Origin of the sequence: Gardnerella piotii (genome assembly GCF_003397585.1) — a bacterium.
In the GTDB taxonomy this organism is placed as follows: Bacteria; Actinomycetota; Actinomycetes; order Actinomycetales; family Bifidobacteriaceae; genus Bifidobacterium; species Bifidobacterium piotii.
The window spans coordinates 551254-578103 of the sequence record NZ_QJUV01000001.1; the positions used below are offsets into that span (position 1 = coordinate 551254).

The 26850-nt window shown below is 40.5% G+C and carries 27 protein-coding genes and 2 pseudogenes; 24 read left to right on the forward strand and 5 right to left on the reverse strand.

What is annotated here, in order from left to right; all coding sequences use genetic code 11:
* Positions 1–15: 15 nt before the first annotated feature.
* From D0T20_RS02490 to D0T20_RS02560, 15 genes and pseudogenes are all read left to right on the forward strand, one after another.
* Positions 16–612 (forward strand): CarD family transcriptional regulator, encoded by a 597-nt coding sequence (locus tag D0T20_RS02490; RefSeq protein WP_128813736.1) that lies wholly within the window; start codon positions 16–18, stop codon positions 610–612.
* Positions 613–669: 57 nt separating this feature from the next.
* Positions 670–1659 (forward strand): tRNA (adenosine(37)-N6)-dimethylallyltransferase MiaA, encoded by a 990-nt coding sequence (gene miaA / locus D0T20_RS02495; protein WP_116438293.1) that lies wholly within the window; start codon positions 670–672, stop codon positions 1657–1659.
* A 151-nt stretch (positions 1660–1810) separates the two neighbouring features.
* Positions 1811–2812 (forward strand): cation diffusion facilitator family transporter, encoded by a 1002-nt coding sequence (locus D0T20_RS02500; protein WP_116438294.1) that lies wholly within the window; start codon positions 1811–1813, stop codon positions 2810–2812.
* Between the two features lie 95 nt (positions 2813–2907).
* Complete coding sequence (locus D0T20_RS02505; protein WP_116438295.1) at positions 2908–3897, forward strand: TrmH family RNA methyltransferase; 990 nt, start codon at positions 2908–2910, stop codon at positions 3895–3897.
* A 53-nt stretch (positions 3898–3950) separates the two neighbouring features.
* The gene (pheS, locus tag D0T20_RS02510) at positions 3951–5018 is read left to right on the forward strand and encodes a phenylalanine--tRNA ligase subunit alpha (RefSeq protein WP_032815474.1); all 1068 of its coding nucleotides are present in this window, start codon (positions 3951–3953) and stop codon (positions 5016–5018) included.
* A gap of 3 nt (positions 5019–5021) precedes the next feature.
* Positions 5022–7640, forward strand: coding sequence for a phenylalanine--tRNA ligase subunit beta (pheT, locus tag D0T20_RS02515; protein ID WP_116438296.1), 2619 nt, complete (start codon positions 5022–5024; stop codon positions 7638–7640).
* A 263-nt stretch (positions 7641–7903) separates the two neighbouring features.
* A complete protein-coding gene (locus tag D0T20_RS02520; protein WP_016636269.1) occupies positions 7904–8446 on the forward strand; it encodes an arginine repressor in 543 nt (180 codons plus the stop codon).
* 127 nt (positions 8447–8573) lie between these two features.
* A complete protein-coding gene (locus D0T20_RS02525) occupies positions 8574–9452 on the forward strand; it encodes an exodeoxyribonuclease III (protein WP_162862668.1) in 879 nt (292 codons plus the stop codon).
* A gap of 69 nt (positions 9453–9521) precedes the next feature.
* Positions 9522–10319, forward strand: a complete 798-nt coding sequence (locus tag D0T20_RS02530) for a DUF3710 domain-containing protein (RefSeq protein ID WP_016834664.1) — start codon at positions 9522–9524, stop codon at positions 10317–10319.
* Positions 10320–10409: 90 nt separating this feature from the next.
* Positions 10410–11183, forward strand: a complete 774-nt coding sequence (locus D0T20_RS02535; RefSeq protein ID WP_016797127.1) for a DUF3159 domain-containing protein — start codon at positions 10410–10412, stop codon at positions 11181–11183.
* 42 nt (positions 11184–11225) lie between these two features.
* On the forward strand, positions 11226–12632 hold the full coding sequence (locus D0T20_RS02540; RefSeq protein WP_116438298.1) for a class I SAM-dependent RNA methyltransferase: 1407 nt from the start codon (positions 11226–11228) through the stop codon (positions 12630–12632).
* 489 nt (positions 12633–13121) lie between these two features.
* Positions 13122–13301 (forward strand): hypothetical protein, encoded by a 180-nt coding sequence (locus tag D0T20_RS06450; protein WP_116438299.1) that lies wholly within the window; start codon positions 13122–13124, stop codon positions 13299–13301.
* Between the two features lie 186 nt (positions 13302–13487).
* Positions 13488–13765 (forward strand): annotated as a pseudogene (locus D0T20_RS06455) (hypothetical protein).
* Positions 13766–13890: 125 nt separating this feature from the next.
* Positions 13891–14781, forward strand: a complete 891-nt coding sequence (locus D0T20_RS02555) for a GIY-YIG nuclease family protein (protein WP_116438300.1) — start codon at positions 13891–13893, stop codon at positions 14779–14781.
* 157 nt (positions 14782–14938) lie between these two features.
* The gene (locus D0T20_RS02560; protein ID WP_116438301.1) at positions 14939–15202 is read left to right on the forward strand and encodes an integrase; all 264 of its coding nucleotides are present in this window, start codon (positions 14939–14941) and stop codon (positions 15200–15202) included.
* A 253-nt stretch (positions 15203–15455) separates the two neighbouring features.
* Here the strand turns inward: D0T20_RS02560 and D0T20_RS02565 are convergent, their stop codons facing one another.
* Positions 15456–15866 (reverse strand): hypothetical protein, encoded by a 411-nt coding sequence (locus tag D0T20_RS02565; RefSeq protein WP_116438302.1) that lies wholly within the window; start codon positions 15864–15866, stop codon positions 15456–15458.
* A gap of 251 nt (positions 15867–16117) precedes the next feature.
* Between D0T20_RS02565 and D0T20_RS02575 the strand changes: the two genes are divergently transcribed.
* Complete coding sequence (locus tag D0T20_RS02575; protein WP_004132045.1) at positions 16118–16357, forward strand: restriction endonuclease; 240 nt, start codon at positions 16118–16120, stop codon at positions 16355–16357.
* 229 nt (positions 16358–16586) lie between these two features.
* Here the strand turns inward: D0T20_RS02575 and D0T20_RS02580 are convergent, their stop codons facing one another.
* Together D0T20_RS02580 and D0T20_RS02585 are read right to left on the reverse strand one after the other, a co-directional pair.
* Positions 16587–16865 carry a type II toxin-antitoxin system YafQ family toxin gene (locus D0T20_RS02580; protein ID WP_116438303.1) on the reverse strand — a complete coding sequence of 93 codons (279 nt, stop codon included), beginning with the start codon at positions 16863–16865 and terminating at the stop codon, positions 16587–16589.
* Positions 16865–17140, reverse strand: coding sequence for a type II toxin-antitoxin system RelB/DinJ family antitoxin (locus tag D0T20_RS02585; RefSeq protein WP_004110960.1), 276 nt, complete (start codon positions 17138–17140; stop codon positions 16865–16867). The genes D0T20_RS02580 and D0T20_RS02585 overlap by 1 nt, the downstream gene beginning before the upstream one ends.
* 320 nt (positions 17141–17460) lie before the next feature.
* Here D0T20_RS02585 and D0T20_RS06425 point away from each other — a divergent pair, with 320 nt between their 5' ends.
* A complete protein-coding gene (locus tag D0T20_RS06425) occupies positions 17461–18258 on the forward strand; it encodes an LEM-3-like GIY-YIG domain-containing protein (protein WP_004110959.1) in 798 nt (265 codons plus the stop codon).
* Between the two features lie 242 nt (positions 18259–18500).
* Here D0T20_RS06425 and D0T20_RS02595 read toward each other — a convergent pair whose 3' ends face one another.
* Positions 18501–18818 (reverse strand): type II toxin-antitoxin system RelE/ParE family toxin, encoded by a 318-nt coding sequence (locus D0T20_RS02595; protein ID WP_016837167.1) that lies wholly within the window; start codon positions 18816–18818, stop codon positions 18501–18503.
* Complete coding sequence (locus D0T20_RS02600; protein WP_016635625.1) at positions 18799–19071, reverse strand: type II toxin-antitoxin system Phd/YefM family antitoxin; 273 nt, start codon at positions 19069–19071, stop codon at positions 18799–18801. The genes D0T20_RS02595 and D0T20_RS02600 overlap by 20 nt, the downstream gene beginning before the upstream one ends.
* 518 nt (positions 19072–19589) lie before the next feature.
* On the opposite strand from D0T20_RS02600, the gene D0T20_RS02605 reads away from it, so the two are divergent.
* The 7 genes and pseudogenes from D0T20_RS02605 to D0T20_RS02640 all read left to right on the forward strand — a co-directional run bounded on the left by D0T20_RS02605 (position 19590) and on the right by D0T20_RS02640 (position 26849).
* A complete protein-coding gene (locus tag D0T20_RS02605) occupies positions 19590–20546 on the forward strand; it encodes a recombinase family protein (RefSeq protein ID WP_032818478.1) in 957 nt (318 codons plus the stop codon).
* 26 nt (positions 20547–20572) lie between these two features.
* On the forward strand, positions 20573–21166 hold the full coding sequence (locus D0T20_RS02610; RefSeq protein WP_004114736.1) for a DUF4097 family beta strand repeat-containing protein: 594 nt from the start codon (positions 20573–20575) through the stop codon (positions 21164–21166).
* Between the two features lie 91 nt (positions 21167–21257).
* A complete protein-coding gene (locus D0T20_RS06460; protein WP_004114737.1) occupies positions 21258–21542 on the forward strand; it encodes a hypothetical protein in 285 nt (94 codons plus the stop codon).
* A gap of 107 nt (positions 21543–21649) precedes the next feature.
* Positions 21650–23128: an Lsa family ABC-F type ribosomal protection protein gene (locus D0T20_RS02620; RefSeq protein WP_116438304.1), complete on the forward strand. Its 1479-nt coding sequence runs from the start codon at positions 21650–21652 to the stop codon at positions 23126–23128.
* A gap of 424 nt (positions 23129–23552) precedes the next feature.
* On the forward strand, positions 23553–23996 hold the full coding sequence (locus D0T20_RS06465; protein ID WP_240320589.1) for a hypothetical protein: 444 nt from the start codon (positions 23553–23555) through the stop codon (positions 23994–23996).
* Between the two features lie 35 nt (positions 23997–24031).
* Positions 24032–24115: pseudogene (locus D0T20_RS06525) on the forward strand (IS3 family transposase); the annotation flags it as partial.
* Positions 24116–24650: 535 nt separating this feature from the next.
* Positions 24651–26849, forward strand: a complete 2199-nt coding sequence (locus D0T20_RS02640; protein WP_116438306.1) for a hypothetical protein — start codon at positions 24651–24653, stop codon at positions 26847–26849.
* Position 26850: the final 1 nt, after the last annotated feature.

Below are 26850 nucleotides of genomic sequence, written 5' to 3' on the forward strand. Positions count from 1 at the left end.
CATACGGAGGGTTCTGTGGGTTATCAAGTCGGCGATATGGTCGTCTATCCTCGTCATGGTGCGGCTAGAGTCGAGGAAATTAGTGAACGTACTGTTAAGGGTGTTACTAGGCAATATTTGCGCTTAGTCGTATTGTCTTCAGATGGTTTAGAGATTAACGTTCCTGTAGATAATGTTAAAAAAGTTGGCGTTCGAGACATTGTTGGCGCCAAAGAAGTTGCTAAAGTTTTTGAGATTTTGCGTACGCCAATCATTGAAAAAGAAATGAATTGGTCTAGAAGATACAAGCTTAACGTTGAGAAAATTGCCACGGGCGATGTTAATAAGATTGCGGAGGTTGTTCGCGATTTGTCGCAGCGAGACGTTGACGAACACGGACTTTCTGCTGGAGAAAAGCGCATGCTTGCGCGCGCTCGCAGTATTCTTATATCGGAAATCGCATTATCGGAAAAGATTGACGAGACTCAAGCAGAACGTTTGCTTAATGTGAATCTTGGATATGCTAATCCTTTGCCTGGAGACGAGGAACACCATACTCATGCTCCAGAAGAAGCAGCTGCAGATACTCTTAGATTGCTTGCGGAAAAGTCTAAAAAAGCTAAGAAGAAGTAAGTTTATTTTTATTAGCTTAAATTTTATTAGCTTAAATTTGCTACGTAGGAGCGCATTGTGTGCAAACCGCCGAAAGTGATTTCGATTGTAGGACCAACAGCATCTGGCAAAACGAGTCTTGGTATTGCGATTGCAAAGAAATTTGCTGAACGTGGTGTAAAAGCGGAAATTATTAACGCAGACGCATATCAAATGTACCGTTATATGGATATTGGTACAGCAAAAGCCACTAAAGAAGAGCAAAGCGCGGTTAAGCATCATTTAATAGACATTATTGATCCTCAAGAATCTATGAGCGTTGCAAAGTTTCAAACGCTTGCGCGCCAATGCATACGCGATTTGCAAGAAAAAGGTATTCGCCCGATTCTTGTTGGAGGATCTGGTTTATATGCTCGCGCTGCTGTAGATGATATAACTTTTCCTGGCACAAATCCTGATGTTCGCAAGGCTTTGGAAGAGCGCGAAAAATCGCAAGGAGCAATGGCGCTTTTTGAAGAATTGCAAAAGCTGGATCCAGTGGCTGCTAAAAATATGGATCCAAGAAATTCGCGCCGAACAATTCGCGCGCTAGAAGTTATTGAGCTAACAGGCAAACCGTATTCTGCAACTTTGCCAAAATACAAGTATTTGATTGATTGCGTGCAAATCGGATTGGACTTAAGTAGAGAAGATTTAGATGCACGAGTGGATCTTCGCACAAAAATGATGCGCGAGCATGGTTTTGTAAACGAAGTTAAAGAGATTCGCTCAAAGCTTGGTGTTACTGCTATAAGGGCTTTGGGATACAAGCAAATAATGGACTATTTAGACGGTTTGTGTAGTGAAGACGAAGCATTTGATGATATTGCGCAAAAAACTAGGCGGCTTGCGCGCAAGCAAATGGGCTGGTTTGGAAGAGACTCGCGTATTCATTGGATTAATGCTTTGAAATCAAATGTTGTTGACGATGCTATGGAAATAATCGACGCGGCGGATAATGGTAATTTTAAAGATGATTTGATTGCTGAATCAACTTCCCATCATCTCGGCGCGTTAATTGTCGAATAGTAATAATAGAATAAGTTTTTAGATAATTAATCTTTAGATGTTTATGCGTGAACCCTAGCTTAGGCTGGGGTTCATTGCGTATAAGGCATATTGGGAATGATATTGAGAAACGATATCGAGATACTTATTTGTATGAACATAGGAGATTTGTGTGAATAATCATCATTTGTCAAACTCTTCCAGTGAAATCTTAGAGAAGAATGATTTAAGTACTTCTGGAACTAATGCCGCTTCTTTGCAAGATGCTATTAGCGCAAGTCACGCGCATCAGCATAAGCTTTCGCTAACGCTAGCGTTAACGTCAATTGTGTTTTTGGCAGAAGTAATCGGATCTATTTTAACTAATTCGATTTCTTTGCTAATTGATGCTGGCCATATGCTAACGGATATTTCCGTTTTAGCTGCATCTACGGTTACTGCGATTTTAATGCGCAGAAAGCCTAATGCAAAGCGCACTTGGGGGTGGGCAAGGCTAGAAGTGATTACTGCTGCAGCTGGCGCTCTTGTGCTTCTTTTTGTAGGCGTTTATGCGATTGTGGAGTCGGGGATGCGTCTTTTTGGCGCAAGTCATAATGAAATTCACAGTGTAAATCAGCTGCTTTTCTTTGGTATTCTAGGTCTTCTTGCAAATATTGCTTCGCTTATAATTCTTGTTTCTCAATCTAAAGACAATATGAATATGCGAGCAGCGTTTTTGGAAGTTATGAATGATGCTTTAGGTTCTGTAGCAGTAGTTGTTTCTGCATTAGTTATGATAGCTACAAATTGGAGCGGTTTCGACGCTGTAGCTGGCGGAATTATAGCAATTTTGATGATTCCTAGAGCGTTGCACTTGCTTAAAAATGCTGTAAAAGTTTTGCTTGAGCAAACTCCAGAAGGATTGGATATAGAAAAAGTTCGAGACCATCTTGAGCACGTTCCGCACGTTCTTGCTGTTCACGATTTGCATGCAAGTACTGTTTCTACAGGAATGCCTATTTTTATGGCGCATGTTGTTGTTGAGCGCGATTTGACGATGGGGCAGTGTGCAGATATTTTGAGCCAGCTTCAAGATTGTTTGCGTGAGCATTTTCCAGTTTCTGTTTCGCATACAACGTTCCAGTTGGAGCCGGAGGGATATACTACTCAAAGTTCGTCGGAGCATCACGAGTAGTTTTGTTGAGTAGTTTTTGAGTAGTTTTGTATTGCAACAGTTACGCGTGTTGTAAATACATGTAAATGTAAATACATGTAAAGTAGAGTGATATTATGCCGTTAAAAGAGTTAATAGACAACGCGCATAGCGATCGCGTTAAGCGCATTTGTGCAATAAGTCGCGCAAAATCGCGAGTGGATGGGCGCTTTTTAGTTGAAGGCCCGCAAAGCGTTAGGGAAGCTGTAAGGTACGCGCGTAAATCGATTTTAGACATTTATGTTTTGCAAGATGCCGTTAATAGTGGCAGTAATCGTAGTTATAGTGGCGCCACCAGTGGCGGACCTATAGAAGTAATCGCTAAAATCGTTGACGAATCATTAAAAAATAATTGCTATGTGCACCCTGCAACGGCAGAAGTTATGCGCAAAATCAGCACGGATTGCCAGGGGATTGTTGCACTTTGTGATTCTAAGGTTTTAGACGAAGAATTTAGTAAAGAATTTAATAAGATTAGTGAGGCTAATAAAGCTGGGCTAGAGAGCGGCGATGATACTAAATCTTGCAAAAACAAAAACATATTAATTGCATCATGTTGGCAAGTAAGAGACCCAGGCAACGCTGGTGCGATTATTCGCGTTGCAGACGTAGCTGGATGCAATGCTGTTGTTTTTGTTGACGATTGTGTAAGTCGATTTAACTCAAAGCTTGTTCGATCTAGTGCAGGATCGTTATTCCATTTGCCAGTAGTAAAAATGAGCGAAAACGAATGGTTTGATTGGGCAAAAAATGCAAAGATTAAAGTGATTGCTGCTGATATTTATGGAACGGAAAATAAAAAGCCAAAGTCGTTTGCGCGTGTTTTAGATTCGTTTAGAAATGAGTCTAATATCGCCGATAATATCACCTCTAATAATGCCTCTAATGTCGCAATATTATTTGGAAACGAAGCCAGAGGATTGCCGCAAGAAGTCTTAAATAAAGTAGACGAAATATCGGTAATACCAATCTACGGAAAAGCAGAATCAATGAACTTAGCAACCAGTGCAGCGGTAATGCTAATGGGCTTGGCTATGTCTAGTCATGAGCGAAAAATGGGGATTTGAGACGTTTTTTGAATGCTTCACAAAAGTACGCATACACGGATAGGAAGGGTGCTGTGGCAAAGAGTCAGCCATTTGACGCAAAGTCAATTACAAAGGTAGTAAAAGAGGGCATTGCTTGTGTTCAAGCCGCTAAAACAATGGAAGATCTAAAAGCGGCAAAAACTAAGTATGCTGGCGCTCAGTCTGCAATGACACTTGCTAGCAAAGCTATTGGAAGTCTTCCAGTAGAAGAAAAGAAAGAAGCCGGCAAAGTAATGTCTGCTTTGCGTGCTGATTTTGGTAGGGAATTTGCGGCGGCTCAAGAGCGTATTAAAGCTCAAGAAGAAGCAAATATGCTTCAAAAAGAAACAGTCGATATGACTTTGCCAATAAATCGTAAGCCGCTTGGCGCTCGCCATCCGATTGCGCGTATTATTGAAGATTTTGAAGACTTTTTTGTGTCTATGGGTTGGCAGATTTCTGCAGGTCCAGAAGTTGAAACAGAGTGGTTCGACTTTGATGCATTGAACTTTGGCCCAGATCATCCTGCTCGCCAAATGCAAGATACTTTCTACGTGCAGGGAAATCAGGCAAAGGATGCTGCAGGATTTGTTGGATCTAACATGGTTTTGCGTACGCAAACTTCCTCCGACCAGGTTCGCGCGTTAATTGAGCGAGGCGTTCCTCTGTACATTGCATCCCCAGGCCGCGTGTTCCGCACGGATGAGCTTGATGCAACGCATACGCCAGTTTTCCATCAATGCGAAGCTTTGGCTGTAGATAAGCACTTAAGCATGGCGGATTTAAAGGGTGTGCTCGATCGCCTTGCTGTTGCAATGTTTGGCCCAGATGCAAAAAGCCGTTTGCGCCCAAGCTACTTCCCGTTCACGGAGCCTAGCGCGGAGTTGGATCTTTGGTTCCCAGATAAAAAGGGTGGCCCAGGTTGGATTGAATGGGGCGGATGCGGAATGGTTAACCCGAACGTTCTTAAGTCTGCAGGCTTAGACCCAGATGTTTATACGGGATTTGCTTTCGGTGTTGGTTTGGAGCGCACTTTGCTGCTTCGTCACGATATTAACGATATGCACGATTTGGTTGAAGGCGATAAGCGCTTCGCAGAACAGTTTGTGATGGGAGAGTAACTCATGCCAATGGTAGATATTGACTGGCTTAAAGATCATGTTGAAGTGCCAGAAGGTTTGACTTATGATCAGCTTGCTAAAGATTTGGTGCGAGTTGGCTTAGAAGAAGAAGAGATTCACGATTCTCAAGTTACAGGTCCTATTGTTGTAGGTTACGTTGTTGATGCTACTCCAGAGCCACAAAAGAATGGCAAGGTTATTAATTGGTGCCATGTTGATGTTGGAGATAAATACAACGAGGTAGATGAAAATGGCAATAAGGTTCCTCGTGGTATTATTTGCGGCGCTCCAAATATGGCTGCTGGAGAAAAGGTTGTTGTAACTCTTCCTGGCGCTGTTTTGCCTGGCGATTTTAAGATTGAGCCTCGCAAAACTTACGGCCACATTTCTAATGGAATGTGCGCGTCCGAGCGCGAGCTTGGTTTGGGAGATAGTCACGATGGCATTATTTTGCTTCGCGAATATGGATTCTCTAAAGCAGAATATGAGGCGTTAAAGCCTGGAGATGACGCAATGTCGCTTCTTCACTTAAACAAGCCTTTGCTAGAGATTAACATCACTCCTGATCGCGGATACGCGTTCTCGTACAGGGGTGTTGCGCGCGAATATCACCATTCAACTGGTGCTGCATACACGGATCCTGTAGTGGAACTTAATAATAAGGCAAGTCAAGTTTCTGTTGAAAACGCGTCTACAGATATTGAAGTTAGCATTGAAGATACAAACCCTATTCACGGCGTTGTTGGATGCGATCGATACTACGCGCGTGTAGTTAGAAACTTTAATCCAGATTCTGCAAGCCCTAATTGGATGCGTAGGCGTTTGACTCGCGCTGGAATGCGTGGAATATCTCTTGCAGTAGACGTTACAAATTACGTAATGCTTGACTTGGGTCAGCCTCTTCACGCTTATGATTTAGATAAGATTGAAGGTCCTATTGTTGTTCGCCGCGCTAAAGCTGGAGAGCATTTAACAACTTTAGATGGCAAAGATAGAGAGCTTAACGTTGAGGACTTGCTTATTTGCGATTCTCCAAAGGGAAATCACGGTTCGCGTGTTCTTGGACTTGCTGGTGTAATGGGCGGAATGTATGGAGAAGTGACGAGCGAAACAAAGAATATTCTTGTTGAAGCTGCACACTTTGATCCCGTTTCTATTGCGCGTACAGCTCGTAGACACAAGCTTCCAACCGAGGCTTCTCGCCGCTTTGAGCGCGGAGTAGATACTCAGCTTCAGCCTGCAGCTGCGCAAATGGCTGTTACAATGCTTAGCGAGTTTGGCTCTGGAGAGCCTTCTAATACGCCTACAGACGTAAACAATACTGTTGATAGAAACGTTATTGTTTTCAAAGCTAGCGAGGTAGAGCGCGTTTCTGGATTAAGCATTGATTTGAACCGCATTAGCGATATTCTTACGGATATTGGTTGCTCGGTTGCTGGCGGCGGAAATGGTTCGTTCTCTGTTTTGCCTCCAACTTGGCGCCCAGACTTGAATGATCCATGCGATTTGGTTGAAGAAATCGCGCGCTTGGTTGGCTACGATGAGATTCCTGTTAAGGTTCCAGCTGTTCCTGTTACTGGCAAAACTGGTTTAACGCAGGAACAAGCAACTCGTAGAGCTATTGCTTACGAGCTTGCAGAAATGGGCTTAGTTGAATCTTTGAGCTACCCGTTTGTTGGTAAGGAAGATTTTGATGCTTTCCGCGAAGATGTTGATTCTGTTGCTGAAGTTAGCGTAAAAATCGCAAATCCTTTGGCTGGTGATCGTCCTTGGCTTCGCAGGAATGTTCTTACCACTTTAGCTGGAACTGTTCGCAGAAATATTCGCCGCGGTTTGAGCAATGTTTCGCTTTATGAGCTTGGCCACGTGTATTTTGCAGATCCTAATGCTCCTGCAATTCCTGCTTTGCCTGGCTCGGTTCGTCCTACGGATGCTCAACTTGCAGCTTTGGATGCTGGTTTGCCTAAGCAGCCTTTGCACGTTGCAGCGCTTTTTACTGGTAAAGCAGAAGAAACTGGTTGGCTTGGTACGCATCGAGACGTTGACTACAGCGATGCTCTAGAAGCTGTTCAGCGTTTAGGAAAGCGCATCGGCGTTGATTTTAAGATTCGTCAGCTTAGTGCAAACGATGCTCCTGCTTCTTGGCATCCAGGACGTACTGCCAAAGTGTTTGTTGCTGTTGATGGCGGCGACGATGTGGAAATTGGCATTGTTGGCGAGCTTCACCCTAGCGTGAATGAGAATTTGGATTTGCCAAAGCATTCTGCAGCATTCGAGCTTGATTTGAGCGCCTTGTTTAATGCTATGCAAGTTAAGCCTGTTCAAGCAAAGCCTGTTTCTACATTCCCACCTGTTAAGCAGGACTTTGCGTTTGTTGCTCCTTCTTCTTTGAGTGCTAGCGACTTAGAGAAAGCTATTGTTAAAGCTTCTGGCGATTTGCTTGAGTCTATAGAGTTGTTCGATGTTTATGAAGGCGAGCAGCTTTCAGATGGTTTGCGCTCTCTTGCTTATTCGGTAACGTTTAGAGCTGCAGATCGTACGCTTTCTGGCGAAGAAATGGAAGCGGTTCGAGAAGCTATTACAAAAGCTGCTAAAGATTTGCATGCAACTTTGCGCGTGTAAAATCGTGAGCTAGCTTTTGATTAATGCGGCTGAATAACTATCTTTAGTTGTTTGGCCGCATTTTTTATTGTGATTTTATTGTGATTTTATTGTGATTTTATTGTGATTTTTATTCAGTATATTCGTTATATCCAATATGCAAATATTAATAAATATCAATAAATATTAGTAAATATTGGCCAATTTTGGTAAATATACGGAAAGTTATGCATATATGCATGTATATTAGATTGGAATAGTTTTTTTAGAAAGGTTTGTCAGCTATGGTTCATGCAAAGAAGAATTTTGGGAATTTTGATGATAATGACTCTGCTGGCAAACAGCGTCCTGCAACTAAGGCTGCGCGATTAAACGCCATTGAGCAGGCGCTTTTAAGCGAGGTTATTACTTCTCAATCGCAGCTTGCTTCTGTTTTGGCTCGTAATGGTTTTGATGTTACGCAAGCAACTCTGAGTCGCGATTTAGACGAGATAAATGCTGTTAAAATTCGTCTTACAGATGGCAGAATTGCGTACGTCTTGGGGGATGGCACTGGCAACCGTCACGCAATGGATACGGTTAGGATTGATCAGCAAGTTGCAAGAACTCTTTCTGGTCTTATTACAGAAGTTGGATTTGCTAATAATATTGTTGTGATTCACACTCCTTCGGGCGCTGCTCAATATGTTGCTAGTGTTATTGATAGACAGCCGTTAAAGGGGATTTTAGGTTCGGTTGCTGGCGATGATACCGTGCTTATGGTTTGTGTTTCTAACGAAGAAGCGGAAAATCGTGCAAATTGGATGCTTTCTGTTGCGTCACGGTAGTTGAAAATCTGTAGCAAGTGGCGCGCAAAGATACAATTATTGATATAAATATACAATTATTCGTTATTTTGTAATATGCATTTGTAATATTCATTTGTAATATGCATATTCGATTAGAGTGGATTTTATGATTACTATTGCAACTTCAAACTTGAATGGTATTCGCGCTGCCGAACGCAAGGGGATGCTTGATTGGGTGCAAAATCACACTCCAGATGTGTGGTGTATGCAAGAGGTTCGCGCTCCGCAAGATGCGATTGACCCGATTATGAGCAAAATCAAGGATTTGTATGCGTCTAAAAGTGGTGAATCTGTGCAAGATGAATCTGTGCAAGATGACAAGCAATTTTGCGTTACAAATCAGATTTGCGATATAAAAGGGCGTGCTGGAGTAGCGCTTGTAACATCTTTGCCAGTTGTAGAGCAGCGTTACGGTTTGCCTGGTTTAAGCGAAGACGTGGATTCTGGCCGCTGGATAGAAACCGACGTTCATACGCCTGAAGGGTATGATATTACTGTTGCGTGCGTGTATGTTCACGCTGGAAATGTTGACGATCCGCAGAAAATGCATCAAAAATTCCGCTTTTTAGACACTATGCTTACGCGATTAGGGGAGCTTAGAGATATTGCTGCAAGTGGCGGAAATCAGGCGATTTTGTGTGGTGATTTTAATATTGCTCACACTCCTCTAGACATTAAAAACGCTAAAGCGAATGAGAAAAGTGCTGGATTTTTGCCAGAGGAGCGCGCGTACATCGACCTCTGGATTAACGAATACGAGTTTGTAGACGTTATGCGAATGCTTGCTGGCAATATTCAAGGGCCATACACGTGGTGGAGTCAGCGAGGCAAAGCTTTTGATAACAATGTTGGATGGCGTTTAGACTATCAATTTGCTACTCCAGAGCTTGCGGAAACTGCTTGCGGATTCGTGATTGATCGCGCGCCAAGCTACGATTCGCGTTGGTCGGATCATGCTGCGCTAAGCATAAGATACAATGTGTGATTTTGCTTTGCTTGTGGTAATCTTGTGAAGTTGAGTAAAAGTGGCATTGGCCGTTAGAAAAGAGGAATCATGGGATGGTTTAAGTCGAAGCGCAAGGCTAAAGCTGATAGTAAAAATGCTGGAAATCTTGCGGATTTGCAATCCCAAAATTCGGCCTTAAACGAGCTTATTGAAGGCGGATACAGCGCAGACACGTATTTGGGTCGAGGAAATCTTAGAGGTCCTTGGAATATTTCAGACGAAAAAGTTCCTGATTTAAGTACATATATTGACTTCGGAGCTATTCGTATTCCGTATTTGCAAGGAATAGAGTTGCGCGTAAAAAAGCAGCGCGAGTCTAACCAAGTTCTTGGCATAACAGTTACGTATAGGTCTTCTAGTGTAGAAGTTGAAGCGTTTGCAGCTCCTAAAACAGAAGGAATCTGGAGCGAAGTTCGCGCGGATTTGCTTAAGGGGAATTCTGATGCCAGGGAAGTGAATGGCGTTTTTGGCAAAGAGATTATATTACCAGTTAAAGTTGAAGATAAGACTGTAGATACGCGAATTGTTGGAGTTGACGGTCCGCGTTGGATGCTTCGCGGAGTCTTTTCTGGTGTAGCTGCTGGCGATTCAAAAAAGGCGAGTGATGAAGCAGTTTTGCTTAACAAGTGGTTTAGCGACATTGTTGTAGACCGAGGCAGTGAGCCATTAGCTCCTCGAGATATGATTCCAATGCATGATGTTTCGGTTCCTAGAGATTCTGACAATGGTGGTTCTGGCGATTCTGGTGAAATTCCAGGCCGTCCAAAGGGGCCACTTGGCGCAGATCAGCAGGTAGAAGTCAAAACTACGCTAACTCGCGGTCCAATGTTCTCTGAAGTTCGTTAGTAAAGCTTTATAGTAAAAGTCGAATAGCAAAAGTCGAATAGTTGAATAGCAAAAGTCGTTAGCAAAAGTCATGTAGCAAAGGATATTGTCTTGGAAAAAAATGCGAGCAGCAAAAAACGCTCAGGATTAGCCTCTTTAGCTTCCATTGGATCCGATGGAAAAGCGTTTTCTGTGATTGACTCACTTGGCGGAGTTCGAGGCGTAATCGAATCCATGCTTCCAGGATTACTGTTTGTTATTTGCTTTGTTGTAACGCGAAACGTGCAAACAACGGTTATTGCGTCTGCAGCTCTTGCAGTTTTGCAAGTGGTGGCGCGACTTATTCAACGCCAATCGATTATGGGCGCGTTAAGTGGGCTTGTTTCTGTAGGGATTTGCCTTATTTGGGTGTGGACGAGTCATCAAGCTCGCGACTACTACATGATGGGCTTTATTACAAACGCTGTTTATGGTGCGCTTCTTGCGATTTCGCTGATTGCGCGCGTGCCAGCTCTTGGGCTTGTGATTGAGTCGATTCGCAAAATGCCTACGGAAAATTTTGGCGCGTGGCTGCACGAATGGCTTGATTACAGGCCACTTAAGCGTGCGTATATGTATGTTACTGGATTGTGGATTGGTGTTTTTGCGCTGAGGCTTGTTTTGCAAGTGCCATTATATTTGACGAATCACGTTGTGTGGCTTGGCACTGTTCGATTGCTTATGGGATTGCCGTTCTGGGCGCTGGCAATTTGGGTTTCTTACTTGATTATTGCAACGCCATTTATGCGTCTTCATCATAAAAATCGAGAAGTAGAGCAGAGCGAAGTAGAGCAGAGTGAAGTAAATTCTAGCGAAGCAAATTCTAGCGAAGTAAAATCAGCTTAACAAAAAATCAGCTTAACAAAACGCAAAACTAAGGGGTAGTACATGCAAGTAACGATGCGAATCGAGCGATATGCGGATCAAGGTAGATGCGTAGGTCATCTCGAAGGACGCGTTGTATTCGTGCGATTTGCGCTCCCTGGTGAGCTGGTTGTTGTGCGCATGGATGAGCCGATGCGTGCAAAAGCGCACTTTTTTACTGGAGAAGTTGTAGAAGTTCTGGAGCCTAGCGCGGATCGTGTGGAGCCGCAATGGAAGCTTGCTGGCCCGCTGTCTCAGGGCGGCGGAGTTGGCGGCGCGGATTTAATTCACGTTTCTTTGCCTGGTCAGATTCGTTGGAAGGCTTCCGTAATTGCCAATCAATTCCAACGTTTAGCGCATATGGATGTTGCGGATAGCGATGTTAGTGTTGAGCGCATTCCAGGGGACGAGGAGCTTAACGGATTTAACTGGCGTACGCGCATGGAGTTGGTTGCAGATGATGAAGGGCGATTGTCTATGCGTAAGCGCGAGTCGCATGATCGCATTGCGATTGATACTATGCCACTTGCGTCGCGCGCAGTTTTGTCTGTTGCGGATTCTTTGGACTTGTGGAATCGTTCTTTTTCGCCAAATGCGCAAATTCGTCTTGCTGTTCCAGAGCCTCGGGTTGAGGGTTTGGATTTTAGTGACAGGGCTGCGCTACTTAATGCGATTGGCGAAAATTATGCGCTTATAGTAAATGATGAGTTGATTGCAGGCTCGGCATTGTTGCGCGAGCGCGTGCGCGTTGCGGTTGCTTGCGATTCGTCGCGTATGCGCACTTTTGACTACGATGTTGACGCGCGCGGTTTTTGGCAGATTCATCGCGCAGCTCCAGAGCATTTAGTGAACTACGTTTTGGGATTAGTTCGTTCTGCGCTTGGTGGTCGCACTAAGAATACGGTTTTGTGGGATTTGTATTCTGGTTCGGGTTTGTTTACGATTCCGCTTGCGACTTTGGCTAATGTTGGCGGAGATGCTGCTGGTGCTGCAGGTTTCGCTGGAGCTGCAGAGCCAGCTCGCGTGCTTAGCATTGAGGGTGCGCCGATTGCTGTAAAGAACGCAAGGCGAAACATTGGGCGCGCAGGGCTTAGCAGGGATGTTGTTGAAGCTTTGCAAGGTGATGTTGCACAAACGCTTGAATCGCAGGTGTTTAAGGCGAGTAAGTCATCTAAGATTGTGCGCCGATTTGCGCATCCAGATGTTGTTGTGTTGGATCCTCCTCGCGCTGGTGCTAAAGCTCAAGTTTGTAAGCAGATTGCGAAGTCTGGGGCTAGAAGCGTTGTGTATGTTGCTTGCGATCCTACTAGTCTTGCTCGCGATGTTGGCACGTTTAAGGAGCTTGGATACAGCGTTCAGTCTTTGCGCGCGTTCGACATATATCCCAACACTCATCACGTGGAGACTGTCGTATTGATGTCAAGGGCTTAATAGGTGGGTGCATTTTTGCCCTTATGTAGCAAGGTTTAGCGAGGGCTATCGTTAAAAGGTTTAATGCGAAGTGGCTTTAAGCTGTGTTCTCGTGATTTTTGAGCGTGATTTTGCTGTATGAGGGAACATGTCAACGCTCTGGGGTCGAGTGCACAGGATGTTAACGTACTTCGCTTGCGTTGAAAGCACACTGTGCTTTCAACTTTGAGCAAGCTCAGCGAATCGAAGTGCATTCGCGAATTATGTTATTCCTCACGGCTATTAGTAGCCGTTCGGCTGATTTGGCATGTAAAGTCCACTGGACTTTACATTTGAGCCAAATCACGCTTTGAAGGAGCTTGAAATGCGTTATGCAATTTCAAGCTCTGTCAAAGCGCCCATTCAAGTCGATTCGCCACTTTGCACCCAGCTGGTGAAGTGGTAAAATATAGCTCAAAAGTTAAAATGAGGCCTGATTATTAGTATGTGTACGAGGAGGTGTTTAAGGAAATGGACAAGCTCGTTCGTTTTTGCCGTGAAGTAGTGACATTCGGCTTGACGGTTGCCTTAATCGCGATGCTGGTTGCCTTAATATGGGGTGGCACACTTGCTATTAGAATTGGTTTTACCTCTTTTGTTATTGGTGTCACAGTGATCTTGCTTAAGACTGTCCTTCGAAAGACTGATTGAATTTTGTTTGGTTCAAGTCAATAGTTGAATATCTCACGTTGTGTGACTATTACTGATTTCTGTCAGTAATAGTCACTTCTTTTTATGAATCTTAAAGTCAGGCTCAATGTCCGTCCTGTTTAGCCGGTGATTAGTTAGGGTAATCGTTAAAAGGTTAACAACTGTATCAATGAAAATGCACGGAAATTGCAGGATCAGGATGAGTATGCGAAAAAATATGCGAGTCTAGTGAACAGGTTTAATACTGGAGAATCAAGCCTTAAAGAAGTCAAATCTATCATTGTTGACAAGCAAGCAAGACATGATGAGGTTGAATATTTTACCGAGGATTTGAAAAACAGGACTTGTTAACAGCGTTCGATGAAAACGTCTGGCTGAGCATGGTTGACTATCTAACCGTGCATCAAGATGGAAAGGTTGAGTTTACTTTCCTTGATGGGAGCAAGACAGAACTAAAGCGTTAATCTTACAGGAAATGTGGCAAGGCAAAATAAAAGCACATCAGCAAGTGCTGACGTGCTTTTTCTGTTAAAAGAGTTACATGTTGAGTATAATAGGATTAGTTGAGTATCGATGGAGAGAATTTCCTATGAGTAATAGTAAAACTTTTAACCTATTTTTAATGGACGGCGAGGTCACAGGGCGTATTAAATGCACGCTTCCTAGTTGGAGTGGTTTAGCTTATAAAGTTCCTAGAACTTATCTAGATAAATGTAAGGATAGAAAGCAACTCAAGCAGTGTGGCGTTTATTTTTTGTTTGGCAAGAATGACAATGACGAAGATGAAGTATACATCGGGCAAGCTGGCATCAGAAAAAACGGTGAAGGTGTTCTTTTTAGAGTTAATGAACACCTAAAAGACGATTTTTACTTTAGTGAAGCGGTTATGTTTACGACGAGTGACAATTCGTGGGGGCCAACGGAAATAAGCTATCTAGAAAACAAATTCACTAACCTTGCTATTGATACTGATCGTTATAAAGTAAGAAATGGAAATGATCCTAACCCTGGCAATGTGACGGAAGAAAAAGAAGCGGAGTTAGAGGTTTACGTTGATCAGTTTAAGATGATGCTTGGTGTTTTAGGCTATAAGATTTTTGTACCTTTAGTAAAAACGCAAGTATCTGTAGTTGAAGAGCAAGACGATAATGAACTGTTATTAAGTCTTTCTCGAAAGATTAAGCGATCGCATAAAACCATAGAAGCACATTGCAAACGAACGAACGAGGGTTTTGTGGTATTGATGGGAAGCCAGATTGAAGAAACAGATTCTGATGCTATCCCAGATACCATCAAAGAGCTAAGACAGCGGTGCAAACAAAATAACGAAATTAAAGACGGCGTGCTCACCAAGAATTATTTGTTTAAGAGCCCGTCTTATGCCGCTTCATTTGTTTTAGGAATGACAACAAACGGTAAGACCGACTGGAAAATGGAGGATGGCAAATCGCTTAAAGATTTAGAAGAAATGGAAATCTAAAAGCGTTATGTGTAAATAATTAAGGCGGTAGTAATACCGTCTTTTTTGATGCCTAAAAAGGTTTCAGAGTTTTAAGCTATTCAGGATTCCTATAATCCAGAGTTTAAGTGCAAGGTTTCAGATTTCAAGGCTAAGGTTTCATTGTATTCAATACGTTATGAAACTATATACGAAAACTGCCAACGAGATTGATGAGCTTAAAGGTAAGAAACAGCAGATTCTTATAGAAAAATCAGGTCAAGAAGATGCTAAAAGACGAATCAGAGAAATGGAAGATTTTCTGAAAAGTGAGCGTCACGATATTAGTGAGTATGACGAGAAGCTGGTAAGAAAGTACATCAAGAAAATAAAAGTTTACGAGGACAAGTTCAGCATAACTTTTAAATCAGAGATTAGTGTGGATATTGAAAGGGCATCGTAAAAGCCGAAAGAATGTGAGCATTTGAAATGTTACAAAAGTCAGCCTAGGGGAATCATCTCTAGGCTGTTTTTATGCTCAAAAACCAAGTTATCAAGCCAATCTTAAACTTTTTAACGATAGCTTTTTCTATCGTTAAAAAGTGCACCCAGTATCCATTCCGTGCACTCAAAAAAGTGTAGCTATACTACCTGTTCTCTCAATCCACGTGGAGAGTGTTGTGTTGATGTCTAGGGCTTAATAGGTGGGTGCATTTTTAGGCTTTATGCTTTTGATTTCTTCTTCGTAAAAACTCTTTAACAATGATTGGAATTATAGTTGGAATACATTCAGTGGTTAAGAAATACGTAATGTATAAGTAAATCCAGCTACTACCCAATTGTTGAGGAGACTCTTGTAATATCAATAAATCAATGGCTGGTGCGATAAGCGCTATGGCAATGGTTTTACAAACTCCTAAGTTTTCGAGTGTTTTTTGATTGACAACGATTGAGTAAAGGACAAGCGTTGTTAAACCAAATACGTGAGCTATACCGATCAATAAAACAGGTGAGTCATAAACAATTTCTGGATTAAACAATCTAAGTGAGTTAAGGATTAGTCCTAAAAGAGGCAATAATAATGAAAAAAGAAATAATCGTATAGCTTGATACACAGATTTCTTCATTACAACCTCCTCAAATTTATATAGCCAAGCAGATGACTACTGTCGTAGACGGACTATTTTCACTCATTTTACGTTAATTTATCTTACTTGGAAAGTTGGGATAATCATATCCGATTAAAATCTGGCGGTCATTGGCAGACAGGGTTTAAGGAGCTTGGGTAAATACGGCATTGAGTATCATATCGTGAAAACATATCCCAATGAGGTGAGGGTTGGATATGTGCCGAATTATAAGGCACCGAAAAAGAAGAATGGTGTTAATCAAGCGTGGTTTTCGGCTAGCTGGTAAGCAAGGGCATGGTCTTTTTGTTACAACGTCTAGGTTTTCGCAGAAAGCTAAGGATTATGCTGACAATCATCATATTATTTTGGTTGATGGTGTGAAACTTGCAAATCTTATGATTAAACATAATTTTTGTGTTTCAACAAGAAAAACGTTTGAGATTAAAACGATTGATACTGATGCTTTGCTTGAATATCAAGATGAATAGTGTTTTTGTGTAAGTTTTGTGACTTGATTTTGTTGATTTTGAGTTTGTTACTGAGTTTTTTTAGATTTTAGATATGAATTTGCTATTTTATCAGTTATAAATTATAAATTATCGATTTTGCCATTAAATTTCACTTATAAGCGATGTGTGCGGTGAAAAGTCTTGGTTTGTTTTTTGTTTTACTTTTGGCTTTGGTTGTGGATATTGGTTAATCGTACATTTTTTACGATTACAGGTTGAAGAGGTCTGCGTGGCTACCAGTATCGATAAGTGTGAGGGTGAGAATATCATCCTCTAGCAGATAAACAAGTAACCAGTCTGGCTTGATGTGGCATTCGTGAAAACCGTTGAATTTTCCTTTGAGTATATGGTCTTTGTATTTAGGGTCAAGTGGAATACATTGTCTTAGATTATCTACTACTTCATCCAAAAGAGAAAGATTGATTCCTTGTTTAGCCATACGCTTATAGCTTTTCTTATAAGCATTCGTGAACTTAACGTTGTACATCAGTCTTGCAACAGCGCTTTCTTAAGGTCTTCCATAGAAGAATACGATGGTACGTTAGGGTCTCTGGAAATTCTTTTGGCTTCTTGCATAGCAGCCAGTGTTTCAGTATTAAACTTTGGGATTTCTACTTTAAAAGGAAGGCCGCCGTGTAAAACGCATTGGCGTAAGAAGATGTTTACGGCACTTGACATATCGATGCCGAGTTCGCTAAACAGTTCATTTGCTTCTGTTTTTACATTACTATCGATACGAATTTGAGTAGGACTTGTTGCCATAGTATTAGCTCCTTTTTAAGACGATTATGATACAATCAGTATACGTTGTCAAGCAATAAAGATGGAATAGTAATATTTTGCACTCAATGATTAGTGTTAATGTTAAAAGAGTAAAAAATTGCAATGGGAAATTACAATTTGAAGTACATCATGCAATTTGTTGATTTTTATGATAAAAACGCTGTTCGACTTTAATATTTCAGAGAAAAACGGATGTAGAGTTATGCTATATCAACAGATGAAGATGATTGTATTGGATTTTGTTAAGTCGTATTTTAGTTGTATACGAATAATGGGAAACTGCTCATTAGGAGAAAACGATGGATAGATTTTCAGAGAAAAGTCTTCTTTCACTTGGAGATTATTATGTGTATGGACTTATCGATCCACGTAGTAAGCGAATCTTCTATATTGGGAAAGGCGCAGGAAACAGAGTATTTGAACACGAGAAAAAAATCCTGGGTAGTTCTGAAAGTGAGAACCTGAAACTTAAGACAATATCAGAAATTAAGGCTGCTGGACTTGAAGTTGAAAAGATTATCATTAATTCAAACCTTACTGAAGAAGAGGCGTTTGCGTCAGAGGCGTCTTTAATCAATGCATTTAATTACGTCAGTGACACAGGCCTCACTAATATTGTTGCCGGGCATCATTCTGCAGAGGCATTATCGGTTGATGAATACGAAAGAATAAATGGCGCGGTCGAACTTGAAGAAAAAGACATAAAGCACAGAATTCTTGTTATAAAAATAAATAGGCTTTATCGGAGATGCATGGATGAGAATGTATTGTATGATGCTGTTCGTGGTATCTGGAGAGTATCAAAAGAAAAAGTAAAAACCGTTGAATATGTTTTTGGTGTATACAATTCTTTGATTGTGGCTGTATATAAGCCGTCAAAGTGGTTTGTTTGCAAAGAGGCAAAGGACAGACTTCCAAGGCAGGATATCATTCTTGAGCCAAAAAAGGCGAATAGATTATTTTTTGTGGATGATAGATATGAACAAGGATTTACACTTGATGAAAATGAAGCTTTTTATCTAGGGAAATCTATAATCAGATTGAAATTGAATCAGTCGGCGCAGAATCCGATTACATACCTAAATCCGCAGAAGTGAGATAAATTATAGTTTATTGTAGGAAATGATTTATTAGAAAATGCGTTTGTTTTGAAGTTGTACTTGAAATTTACGCCCATTATTAGAACACCACGGCTTCCAGCCAACAATTTAATATTGCATGGGCATGGTGTTAGAGGAATGGATATCATGCCTAAAATCAAGCTATCAAGCCAATCTTAAACCTTTTAACGATAGCTTTTTTAATAATCGTTAACATAAATGATAGTTATTGAGAATAGTTATTCCAGTAGTGCGTCAATATTTCGTTTTGAATATAGAAGTCGGCGCACTTCCATAGTGTCGTCGATGACAACGTAAAAAACAGAAAAGTTGCGTACGCTAATCCTGTAGTAGGGGTGTTCTCGTGTTGTTGATGATTGGTAAGGAGCAAATAAGAGGGGTGATTCAAGTCGTTTATCGATTGCTGATTCTATATCGTCAACAAGTTTGTGAGCAGCTTTTGGATTTTGCAGTGTATTGGTTATATAGTCAACTGTTTCTAATAAATCTTCTTTGAATAGTGGGAGAAAGGTTAATTTATACGTGTTCTTGCTCATTGATCCTTCTCCTTACGCTATCAAAGACATCGTCTTTAGAAAGACGCGTAGAAGTGTTTGCGGCAAAAGTATCTGCTTCGTCGAGTTTTCTTTCAATGTCGTCAGTGAGGGCAGAGTATTGTTTGATGCTCATGAGAACCATAGTTCCATAACCATTTTTTGTAAGGAATACTGGTGTATTTGAATTTATAACTGTTTCTTCTACTTCTGGGAATTTATTTCTTAAGTCGGAAACTGGGCGAATATTAATCATAGTATCAACCTCCTTTTATCAAAAAAGTATCATAATATTATCAAGATTACAATTATATTAGTGGCTTGGCACTCAAAAAGTGTAGCTATACTACCCGTTCTCTCAATCCACGTCGAGACTGTCGTATTGATGTCACGGGCTTAATAGGTGGGTGCATTGAAGGCTTTGTGTAGCAAGGCTTAGCGAGGGCTATCGTTAAAAGGTTTAATGCGAAGCAGCTTTAAGCTGTGTTCTCGAGATTTTTGAGTGCGATTTTGCTGTATGAGGGAACATGTCTACGCTCTGGGGTCGAGTGCACAGGATGTTAACGTACTTCGCTTGCGTTGAAAGCACACTGTGCTTTCAACTTTGAGCAAGCTCAGCGAATCGAAGTGCATTCGCAAATTATGTTTTAATCGCTCATGCAAGTCGATTCGCCACTTTGCACCCAGCTGGTGAAGTGGGAAAATAAGGTTTAGGCTAATTATCATGGAGAAGAAATCTAAGTTTCGTTAGTCTAATAATAAGGAGAGATGGCTATGGATAAGATAGATGAGCTAAATAAAGATGTGATAGTCATCCATCCTCAGCGTGTAATTAAGGATTATGCAGTTGGGGTTTATGCTCGTGTGAGCACAAATCGTAAAGAACAGTTGGATAGTCTTGCTGTTCAGGTGTCTGGTCTTACTCGTCTTGCTGCTGCTCACATGACTTGGTTTGTTGCAGATATTTTTCTTGATGTTGCTTCAGCTAAGGTTGGATCTTCAAGAAACGAGTTTAATCGAATGATTGAAGAATGCGAGAAAGGTAATCTTGATATTATTCTTACTAAAAGTGTGAGCCGTTTTGGTCGTGATACGAAAGAAGGCTTAGAGGCTATTAGAAAGATTCGATCATGTGGCACGAGAATTATTTTTGAGACAGATAAAATTGATACGGAAACTGTCGATGATGAACTTTTAATCAGTGTGGTTCAAGCTTGTAGTCAAGCAGAGAATGATTGGCGTAGTGAGAATATTGTTTGGGGATTAAGACGTAGAGCAGAAGATGGCACATCAGGTCTTTATAGCAGAGTTTGTTATGGTTATAAAAAAGATAAACATGGAATGCTTATTATTGATGAAGACCAAGCGCAAGTGGTAAGAGATATTTTTGACTGGTATTTAAAAGGATTAAGTATCGGCGGTATTATTAAAAGGTTAAAAAGTAAAGGTGTTAAGTCTCCAAAGGGAAAAGACGTTTGGAGTAAACGGGCTGTTGAGAGCACTTTGACTAGGCGTAAATATACAGGCGATGTGGCGATTGCTGTTCCGGGAAATGCGGATTGTCAGTATTTGAATACAGATCATCATGCAGGCATTATTTCTAAAGAGAAGTTTGAAGCGGTTGAGCTTGAGATGGCGGCTCGGAGTAATTTGGAAGTTGGAGAGGACGGAACGGTCAAACGCAAGTCTAAGAAATATAGCTCAAAAGGTAAAATGAAACCTGATTATTAGTATGTGCACTAGGAGGTGCTTAAGGAATGGATAATAAGAAGTTTATCGCAGAGACGAAAGATGTTCGTTTAACGGTGAAACGTGCTGATACCTTTGGCGTGAGCTTTGTTAACTGTGAACAAGATATATTGAGGGTTGAGGAAGCGCAAAATGTTATAAGGCTTATTCAAACTAAAAAAGTCTCAGCTTCGAATTGGTTGAGGTGGTTTACTCAGGGTATGCCTGAAATTGTTGTGAGTTTGCCACATGATGTGGAAGTTTGTGAGGTTGAATCTGATTCTAATCAAGTGCTCATCACGGATATTGAGATTGGTAAGCTTTATGTAGAAGTGAACAATGGCAAGGTAGAAGTTGTTAATTTGAAGGCGGATGATGTCTTTCTTAAATGTTATAATGGGTTGGCTTCAGCAACAAACGTAGAAGTAACTCATGTTTGTACGCTTGATACGTTAAATGGCATGAGTATTTTAGAAGGAACAATCACCAAGGATGCAAGCCTTGAAGTAGATTGTGAGAATGGTGTCACCGAGGTTTCAGATAAGAAGAAGGTAAATTGTAAAAACGATGGATTTGCGCATTACATGGTGCACTGTCTTAATGGGAAAGCTATTGCGAAGTAGCAGACATATAGATCAAAAAAGAAGCAATAAAACTTGATATAAGTTGGAATTAGAGCGTATATAGACATACCGATAAAGGAGGAAGCTGTATATGCTCTATGTAAAATTTGATGATTTCGAAGATGTTAGCGTCATGGGAAATGAGAAAGATCATGGAATGTTTATTCCGATTAAGGATGGGAATGTGTATGCTGAGTGCGAACGGTGCGGTGTGGTTGAAAGGATTACCTCACCATGCGAATTCATTGCTAGCACATTTAGGTCAAGAGTGAACTTTAATGAAGGTTATGAACTTTGCGAGAAGTGCTTGCAAGAGGTTGAGTTTGTTACTGTCGCTTTGAGAACTGGAAAATTGCCTAATCGAGAATTGAAATGACTGAAAAGCAAAGCAGTGATAACCGTAGTAATACATGAAAAACTAAACGTTAAAAGGTGCACACACTTTGCACCCGGGCGGTAAATGATAATTTAGGGAGGCGTTTTATGTCAGTAATTAAAATTGAAAACCTCACTTTCTCATATTATGGATATGTAAAACCCATATTTAAAAATGTATCGTTTTCCTTTGATACAAACTGGAAAACGGGATTGATAGGAAGAAATGGAATCGGTAAATCAACTCTATTTAAGTTACTTTTAAATCAAGAAACTTATCAAGGTAAAATAAGCAAGGATGTTGAATTTATTAAATTTCCACCAAATATAAGCGATACTTCAAAATTAGGAATTGAGTTATATAAAGAACTAATATCAGATGATGAAGAATGGAAGTTATTTAGAGAACTCAGTTTGCTAAATGTAGATGAGAACCTTGTTTACAGAGAGTTTGAAACGCTTTCTAAAGGGGAACAAACAAAAATCCTTTTAGCTATTTTGTTTACAAGAGAAGATGGCTTTTTACTTATTGATGAACCAACAAACCATTTAGATATGGACGGAAGAAAAATTGTAAGTGAATATCTGAAAAGTAAAAAAGGATTTTTGCTTATATCTCATGATAGAGATTTTTTAGATGGTTGTATCAATCATGTTATTTCTATTAACAGGAATTCTATTGATGTCCAATCGGGAAATTTTACATCATGGTATGAAAACAAAGTGATGAAAGACCAATTTGAAATTAGTCAAAATGAGAGATTAAGAAAAGATATTAAACGATTAAAAGAGTCTGCAAGACAAAGTCAAATTTGGTCTGATAAAATTGAAAATACTAAAAATGGTGTAAAAGTATCAGGTGTAAAACCAGACAAAGGACATATAGGTCATCAATCAGCCAAGATGATGAAAAAATCTAAGAATTTGGAGAATAGACAAAACAAGGCAATAGAAGAAAAACAGAGTTTACTAAAAGATATCGAAATAAAGGAAAGCCTATTACTGCATCCGCTACATCATCATAAAAATCCTCTAATATCGGTTAGCAATTTATCATCATGCTATGGAGAGAGACAGATCCTAAATAATGTAAGTTTCGAGATAAAGCAAGGCGACATAGTGGCTATATATGGGGGTAATGGTAGCGGAAAATCAACCTTGATTAAAATTTTATTAGGTATAAATCACGAGTATACAGGTGAGATAAAATTAGCAGGTAATTTAAAAATCTCGTATATTCCTCAAGACACATCTAATTTAACAGGTAGCCTAAATGAATATATTCACAAGCAAGATGTTGATGAAACATTGTGTAAAACAATTCTAAGAAAATTAGATTTTTCAAGAGAATTATTTGAAATGGATATGAAGAATTATAGTGATGGACAAAAAAAGAAAGTTTTAATTGCTGTAAGTTTCTCAAAACCAGCTCATATATTTGTTTGGGACGAACCACTGAATTATATAGATGTAATATCAAGAATACAGATTGAGGAAATTATAAAAGAAGCAAAGCCTACACTCATATTTGTGGAACACGATAAGCGATTTGTAGAAGATATCGCTAATAAAATAATACAATTTTAAGTAAGATCCAAATCCCAGTTTGTAGTGCCTTAGACTTTTATCATCATACGACATTACCCTTGCCAGCTTCTTTACTGCAACGAACGTTAAGGCTCTTTTTTGATGCATGGTTATCATCAGGGTAGTCTTGAAACATGTGAGACTGTCGTATTGATGTCAAGGGCTTAATAGGTGGGTGCATTTTTGCCCTTGTGCAGCAAGGCTTAGTGAGGGCTATTGTTAAAAGGTTTAGCGTGTGGCTGCTTTAGGCTGGCTTGGCGTGATTTTTGAGTGCTATTTTTCTGTATGAGGGAAGATATCAACGCTCTAGGGTCGAGTGCACAGGATGTTAACGTACTTCGCTTGCGTTGAAAGCACACTGTGCTTTCAACTTTGAGCAAGCTCAGCGAATCGAAGTGCATTCGCGAATTATATTTAATCGCTCATGCAAGTCGATTCGCCACTTTGCACCCACCCTGTGAAGTGGGAAAATTTACTCAGAAGGAAATGTACTGTATTGTATGGGGGGGGGGAAGAAGAGTGGTTTGGTAGAAAAGGTGTTTTTAATCATAGTAAAGATAAAATTTGGATTTCTACCACAGAAAAAATTGAGTTTTCAGAGAAACGCTCAACAAATTGGATGACATATGTAGATGAACGTCGAATGGAAATAACGTGCGGAGAAGCTCCTTATTTAGTTAGTCGTTATAATGCAACAACTGGCAAAATAATTCCACTTAAGCAACGTATTGGTCTTTTAGAGCGCAAGATTAGAGTAGTTAAAGAGAATAGTAATAATGAAACAGATTGGCTCAAATGGTCTAAACATGCATTTTTGAATCTATTTATGGTTTTTAATATCAAGGAGATAGTCTTCTTCTGTCAATAGAAAACCTTCTTGCAACATAGAGCTGGGGTAGTACAGAAGAGTTACGTCAAGCTATTCATACTTATATTGATTTTTACAACAATCACAGAATTAAAATGGGGCTTAAAAGACAATTATGAAACATCGTACTACGATTGCACAAAATGTCTAAAAAATTGTCCTAAGCCCCTTTGGTCCGATAATTGACATTCTTATTGCACCTGTTATATGTGTATTGGTGTTCTTTATTGCAAGAAGTCTTATTCGATATGCGCATTCTCTTAAGAAAGACGATACGTCATCTAAGCAGTCTGCAGAAGATAAAAGAATAGCGTTACGGGACTTATAAAACACAAAAATAACAACGAAACAGCACTATGTATCACAGATTAACCGCCTACTTACATCTGCTGCGCAAAGCTTCGTCCAAATACTCGATTAAAACGCATCCTTAACATTTCTTGTTGACGCAACAAACAAGTAAATCTATCATGTTAGTGGGAGGCACATTGCCCCCCCCCCAATAAATAAGTTGGAGGTTTACGATGAAGAAAAATTTCACGTATTGCATCGACAGTAGTACTAGTAGTTTCCATGGCATTGGTGCCATGTGCTACTGCCTATTGGGATTGCAAATAATCTGTATGCATGAATAACTTATTATAGGGGTATGCGATGTCTCGATTATTGCGTTCATTGTCATGCGCACTTGTTCTTCTGCTTGCATTATTTGCATCGCTGTTAGGTTTGACAAAAATGAACGACTCCTTGGGTGATTGTATTGCTATATATCCGCAAACGAGTCGCCTTTTTTCATTACGCGGTGTGACAGAAGACAAAGCTGATCAAATTTATGCATTACTCAAGAATACTGTTGCTCAGCATAATGCTTTTGTGGTTCGTAATGATATGCGCTTGGCAGCGAGTGACGCCGGTGTAGATGGTTTTGAGCTTGGCATATTTGGCAATCCTCGAGGTAAAGATGATTTGCTTACTTTGTCGTATCTCGGAACGCCGATTCTGACATCGCATGCCTTTACGCAATTATTGCACAGCGAAAGTAGCAAAACGCTCGGACTTGATATGGCAAAAGCAGATATGCTTGCTGATCTTCCCACTATTTCCATTGAGGGTTCGCGTTTAGTTGTTCGTCAATTAGATGCCCTCGTCAACAATAGTAAAACAAAGCTTGGCGATTACAGGATTGTGGGACTTTCTAGCCGAGACTACCATGCATTAGTTACTCAAGCTGCTCGCATTGCTGGTACAACCTACCAAGATTTTCAACGTGGAAAATCTGGAATAGCACGATCCAATAGTTTTAATCAACTTACTTTTATTATTGTCTGCATTGTAACAGTGTTGCTTCTTGGAATTACGATAATCGCTGATGGGTATCTTTCGTATAGAACATTGGGAAGCTATCTATTGTTGGGTTGGTCGCGTTCATCGTTTGCTTTGCGTCATCTTATGCCGATACTTGTTTCAGAGCTCGCCGTATATCCTCTTGTTTGTATCGTGATGAGTTCATTTACTCGCGGATTTATATGGAATATTCAATTGTTAATGCAGGCGCTGATTATAGCGTTGCCAGTTATTGCAGTTGTGTTGCTTCTCAGCGCATTAGTCATTTTGATGATTATTTCTGTAAAACCAGTAGATGCAATTCGTAATCGTATTACCAAACGTGGTATGCTTATTGCTCTTGCACTCGTTTATGCTATTGCATCAACATGCGTATTAGAAGGTGTGCATAGCATAGATGGGCCAATAGGCGAGTTGGCGAAAAGTGTGGAAGTTGCTCGTATGTGGCATCCTGTATTAAACCAGAGAATTATGTATCACCACCTCGTAGGGCAAGATGGTGCTTCGGTATCTGGTCAATCGACGCAGTATGCCAAAGATGCTTTTGCATGGTATCGTTCTATTGAGGATAAGCCAGGAGTAAGGCTTATTTACACAAGCTTCTTTGATGCGGATATACTACAAGATTGGCGCAATGGTAGCGTATATAAGCATGTACCTTCTAAGCCATTCTGGTCGTTTGTGGCGTCGCCTAAGTACTTGCAAGATCAAGGGTTTACTGTAGATAGCGATGTCAAAAACCTTGCTCGTCAGGGTGTGCGCATTTACTTCATTCCCGACACGTATAATCCTCAAGAGCAGACTTTGATGAGGCAGTGGCTTCAAGAGTCAGACAACTTAACGTCTACTGATGTTTCGACCAAGTTTACTGCGCATCCACAATTCGCATTCCGCACGTATCATCCTTCTCGTGAGTGGTTTAACTGGTCTACGGATATTCATCATAAAGTTATGGTAAAAGATCCTATTATTTTTTATGCGACGAGTGATAATTTGAATGCGTCTGAAAGTGAATCATTACTTGCTGGCGGTCTTGACAATAGCTACATTAAATTGAATGATCAAGCAGCAGCTAGATATCTGAGCGACGCTTATACTGCACGGTATCATCTTGATGATAATCATCTTCAATTCTTACAAGTAGGAGAATGCATTGCAGGCTATCAAAAGACGATTATGCAGACGTTGCAATTGTTTGGTAGTGTAATTCTGCTTATTACTCTGCTTATGTTGATATTGCTTATAGCAGTTATTGCTATGTTTGCAGCATGCTATCAAGAAAGTATTGCGGTGAAACGATTGCTTGGTTTTTCGCTATTACGCATATTCTCTATGCCGTTCTTGCTTGTGGGACTCGTTCAAGGAGTACTTTTTGTTATTGCTTCGATTGAACGGACTCGTTCTGGCATGATATATGTGCTGATTTCGGCAATTATTGAACTCATATTATTAACGATACAAACATATTATTTGAGTAATAAACACATTACTTCTATGGTAAAGGAGTAGT